This is a genomic window from Autumnicola edwardsiae, from assembly GCF_031846505.1.
Lineage (GTDB): Bacteria > Bacteroidota > Bacteroidia > Flavobacteriales > Flavobacteriaceae > Autumnicola > Autumnicola edwardsiae.
Window position 1 is genome coordinate 1 of record NZ_JAVRHP010000143.1, and the last position, 5,174, is coordinate 5,174.

Below are 5,174 nucleotides of genomic sequence, written 5' to 3' on the forward strand. Positions count from 1 at the left end.
GGAAACAAGAGAGTTTATCAATTTTTCATTATCCCGCTGATGCAGCCCGATACTTGGCTCATCCAGGATATAAAGGACTCCTACCAGTTGCGAACCAATTTGTGTTGCCAACCTGATTCTCTGGGCTTCCCCGCCTGAAAGTGATTTTGATCCTCTGTTCAACGAAAGGTAGGTTAGGCCGACATCTGTTAAAAATTGCAATCTGGTTCTTATTTCCTTAATAACTTCAGAAGCGATTAATTGCTGTTTTTCGCTGAGTTTATTTTCAAGCCCTTCAAACCAATCGGCAAGATCTGTAATGTCTTTTTGTGCAAGATCTGCAATGTTCTGACTATTTATTTTAAAGTACAACGAGTCTTTCCTTAGTCGGCTGCCATCACAGGTGGGACATTCAATTTTATCCATGTATTCTCTGGCCCAACGCTTAAGGGAAGTAGAGTCATTATTATTATAGGTAGCTTCTATAAAAGTCGCGACACCTTCAAAATCAATTTTGAACTCTCTGGTAATCCCAAGAGTTTTGGATTCTTTAGAGAATTTTTCTTTTCCTCCGTAAAGTATCATTTGTAATGCCTCTTTTGGAATCTTCGAGACAGGATCTGTTAGTTTAAAGTCAAACCTTTCAGCAATTAATTCCAGTTGAGAAAAGATCCAGTTCTTTTTCTGAGGACCATGTGGTGCAAGCGCTCCATTTTTTATAGACTTTTTATTGTCTGGAATGATTTTATCAATATTCACCTTATACAAGGTTCCTATTCCATTACAATCGGGACATGCACCTTTAGGGGAATTAAAGCTAAAGGTATTAGGTTCGGGATTGGGATAGGAAATTCCAGTAGTCGGGCACATCAAATTTCTACTAAAATACCTTATTTCATCAGTTTCGTGATCGAGAATCATTAAAGTATCATCTCCATGATACATTGCGGTTCTGATGCTTTCGTTGAGGCGTTTTTGTCCATCTGTCTTATCATCGATCTGCAGGCGATCGATGACGATTTCTATATCATGGGTCTTGTATCTATCCAGTTTCATCCCCTTCACAATATCCCGCACTTCTCCGTCAATTCTTGCTTTTACAAATCCCTGTTTGGAGATTTGCTCGAAAAGTTCCCGATAATGGCCTTTTCTGGACCTTATCACAGGCGCAAGGATATTTACTCTTTTTCCGTTAAATTTATTAATGATAAGATCCTTAATCTGGGAATCTGTGTAACTTATCATTTTTTCTCCCGTGTTATGGCTATAGGCGTCGGCAGCACGGGCAAAAAGTAATCTCAGGAAATCATAGATTTCTGTAATTGTACCTACTGTACTTCTGGGATTTTTGCTGGTGGTTTTTTGTTCGATGGCAATAACCGGGGAGAGTCCTTCAATTTTGTCCACATCGGGTCTTTCCAGGCCTCCCAGAAACTGACGTGCATAAGCAGAAAAGGTTTCAATATATCTTCTTTGTCCTTCAGCATAAATAGTATCAAAAGCCAGGGAAGATTTTCCAGATCCCGAGAGACCTGTAATAACAACTAGTTTTTCCCTGGGAATGCTAACATCAATATTCTTTAAATTATGGACTCTTGCCCCAAAAACTTCAATATTATTCTCGCTTTCCGTCATAAATTAAATCAAGGTGGCAAAGGTACTTAAAGTGTTGCTAATTAAAAAGCAGGCTTAATTCAGGTATTGTTAATTTAGAGGTAAAGTTATTTCTCTTTCCCCTTATTTCCATGTTATCCATTCCTTAACGAAAAACAGTAAATTTCATTAAAAAGAGCTTTAAACGGAAAATCCAAAAAAGTTAAAATTTTATTAAGGAATAGATAATAATTCTAAAATAGGGTTGAAGGACTGTTAATTTAAGAAGTTTAACCGTAGTCTTAACTTGGTAGATGTCAGTATTATATTACCCTATTTTTTTGTAAAGAATTTTAATTTTAATCTATATTTGATCATTGAATAATTAATAATATATCTCCCCGATAATTAAGATATTCTTAATCTAATAGCATTTTGACTATATAGTTTAAATGATATCAAATCTTTTAGGCAATAAAAGATAATAAATGATTATAGGGATGAGTGAAAAAAAACAACTGCTTCTAATTTCGATAAATAAGAAGTTGTTCCTGGAGATAAGGGAACATCTAAGTCTTCAATTTGATGTTGTACATGTAGAATCGATTCATGCAGGCTACAGTGTTGCAATGGATCTTATGCCTGATCTTATTTTTATAGACAATTCTCCATTAGGATGTTGCGGCGACACAAAAAACATCCCAAATTTCAGGTCTACACATTTTCTCGCTAAGAGTTGGTTGTTTATGTTAATACCGGACGAGGCATACGACGATATGGTGAAGAGTTTTGGTGAAGTTATAGATGACTTCATTCTAAAAAGCACTCCACTTGATAGTATTTGTGATATGATTATTAGCAAAGTAAATGAAAATAATTCTCTCTCCAATTATTGGAAAGACTGCTTTATGGGTATGTTCAATTCCATTCGAAAGCCGGTTTTACTGTTGGAACAAAATAACGTTCTGGCACTAAATGATGAGTTTAGACAACTTTTCAGACCAGGAAAGACTACGTCTCATAAGCTAACGGATTTTGTTAAAGCAGAAGACAGGTCAAAATTAGAGGCAAACCTCAGGAACTTCTCGAGAGGGAAATATATGCGGGAAAGTATGAAAACCGGACTTTTATTAAACAATAATAAAACAAGAAATGCCACCATACATTTTTCCAAGCTAAAGAGAGGATTGGATAATCAATTTATTATTACGATAGATTTTTCAGGGCCTGAATATTTGGACGATAAAATAGAAGGTTTACAGCCAACAGCTATAGAGGAGTGTGTGGAGGGAAATAATACTTTTTGTGATTGTAGTTTTACCAAGCGCGAAAAGGAAATCATTAAACTATTATGCAAGGGATATAAAACAAAAGAGATTTCAAGTACACTTTTTATATCTACCAAGACTATAGAAAAGCACCGATCAAACATTATTAAAAAAACAAATTCTGATACTATGCTGGAGAGCATAATTTATGCAATAAATCATAATCTTGTAGAAGTAGGTGTCTCCTGAAAACCTTACTAAAGGAATAATGAAAAGTCAGTTCTTTATTGCAAGTATAGGTTGCAAAGCTTTGCGTGAAAGATGAAAACAGATGAAAATTGAAGTAAAACAGAATATACGGGTTTTCCCCCATTTTTTTAAAGCCTCAATAGCGTTACATTTATATCAAAATAAGAAAAGTCACCCCTACTTCTTAATCTTATTTTGTCACTGATATATTGCTCCAGTAATTACAGAAATAATTTGTCTTATATAAGAAGATGATTGTGTTAAAGGTCAAACCTGCATACTTAAGAAGAACAATACAACTATGAGAAACTTAGACTTATCTTCATTTTACGTTGCTACTCTGGCGGTACTGCTCTTTTCCTGTAGCGGGGAAGATAATAATGTACCAGTACCTTCTTCTGATACTGCAACCTTATCTTTTGGAATGGCTCTTCAGGATTTATTGAACGGCAGGCAAAATCAAGCTCCGTTTTCTGAATCTCCTGAATGTTCAGGTCAAGATCCTGCAACGGTGCATATTGTCCTTTCTTTAGACGGGGAAGATTTGCCGGTTGTTACTCTCAATGTTTTGTCAGATGATTTGGATGGGGATGGTAACGTGGAGTATTACACCGACTATTCCGAAGACCTGGAGTTGGTTCCAGATGACTATGAACTAGAGGAATTTGTAATTTACGATGCTAATGATGAAGTACTCTGGGTTGCTCCAAGGGATGAGGGGGATATGGGAACTTATAGCGAGTATGTTGATAATCCTCTTCCTCTTTCAGTTACTCTTACTGCAGGTGTCAAAAAATATGTTGAAGTAGAAGTGATTTGTTTTGATGATCGAGTGGTTAACAATTATGGATATCCGTTTTTTGATTTAATCCCAAAAAGGCTTTATGAGTTTTGTATAGCTGCAAATTTATGCCTGGATGGAGAAGTGTATATGGCAAATTATAGTCTGGAATTGTTCTATGTTAGAGACGGAGAGGACGATATTCAACTATATCCGCAGGAAAATCCGGTTACTCCCCAGCTGGGACAAAATGACGATAACGAATACTATGCTGAACCGTTATGTGTAGTTATACCCTCGCCACAATTTGGAGAAGCAGATGATGAGGAATATCTTTATTTCAGTTTAACTCTGCTGGATTGGCCGGAAAATTATGGAGACATAGAAGACGGTGAAGTCGTACAGGGTGGTTATTTAACCTGGGAGATGATAGAGACTTTAAGGAATACTGATGATGATGAAACAACAGAAGATTCTGATCTGAGATTTTTGCAGTTCTTCCTGAATTGCGGTCCTGAAGGAGGAGATTGTGTTCCAACACCTTCAGATTCCGACGGGAATTGTATACCTGATAACGTACAGCAGTTGGGCTATCTCTTCTTTGACTTACAACAAAAAGAACTGCTTGAGTTTTGCCTCTTCGGAAATTTCTGTACTCCTAACGGAAGACATTATGTTGCCTCCTATAGTGTCGATGTCTGGAATTATGATGAAGGGGAGGCTGCGGAACAGCTTTACGATCAGCTTTTCGCTGAGGTCACAATGGAAAACGGAGAATACTCAGCAGAACCCTTATGTATGGTTTTACCCAATAATGACGGTATAGATGAGTATTATATAGAAATAACCATTCGTGGAACAGATGAATATGGAGCCATAGAAGAAGTTATTCGTAGCGGAGTAATAACAGATAATGACGTTAGAAGATTATTTGATGGAGAATATGATATGGATTACTTCCATTTCTTTCATGGCTGTGATGATGAAACAGATAATCCTGGTCTTTTTGACGCTCCTCAATATTAATAGTATACACCTCCGGAGCACGTTGAGCTCCTGAGCTTAAAATAAATTTTATTAACCATTCTAAATATTTTAACCTAAATTTTTTAAGTATGAAAAAGTTCAAAATTACAATGATGTCAATCTTAGCATTGACGCTATTTTTAACCTCTTGTAGTAAAGAGGAATCGGACCCCGCCATTGAGGGAAGCACTGAAAAAGCTACCCTGTCTTTTGGCGCAACCCTAAATGACCTCTTAAATAGCAGATCTCAGACGAAAGCCCATTTTTCTGATGTACCG

At 36.5% G+C, this 5,174-nt stretch carries 4 protein-coding genes; 3 read left to right on the top strand and 1 reads right to left on the bottom strand.

Translation table 11 applies throughout. The annotated features are described in order from the left end of the window. Positions 1-1,614, bottom strand: a 1,614-nt coding sequence (locus RM529_RS15820) for an excinuclease ABC subunit UvrA (RefSeq protein WP_489752741.1), incomplete at its 3' end; no start/stop codon positions are given. A 458-nt stretch (positions 1,615-2,072) separates the two neighbouring features. On the opposite strand from RM529_RS15820, the gene RM529_RS15825 reads away from it, so the two are divergent. From RM529_RS15825 to RM529_RS15835, 3 genes are all read left to right on the top strand, one after another. Beyond that, positions 2,073-3,089 (top strand): response regulator transcription factor, encoded by a 1,017-nt coding sequence (locus RM529_RS15825; protein ID WP_311485719.1) that lies wholly within the window; start codon positions 2,073-2,075, stop codon positions 3,087-3,089. Between the two features lie 301 nt (positions 3,090-3,390). Continuing rightward, positions 3,391-4,896 (top strand): hypothetical protein, encoded by a 1,506-nt coding sequence (locus RM529_RS15830; RefSeq protein WP_311485720.1) that lies wholly within the window; start codon positions 3,391-3,393, stop codon positions 4,894-4,896. An 89-nt stretch (positions 4,897-4,985) separates the two neighbouring features. Continuing rightward, the coding region (locus RM529_RS15835; RefSeq protein ID WP_311485721.1) for a hypothetical protein at positions 4,986-5,174 on the top strand (189 nt) is incomplete at its 3' end.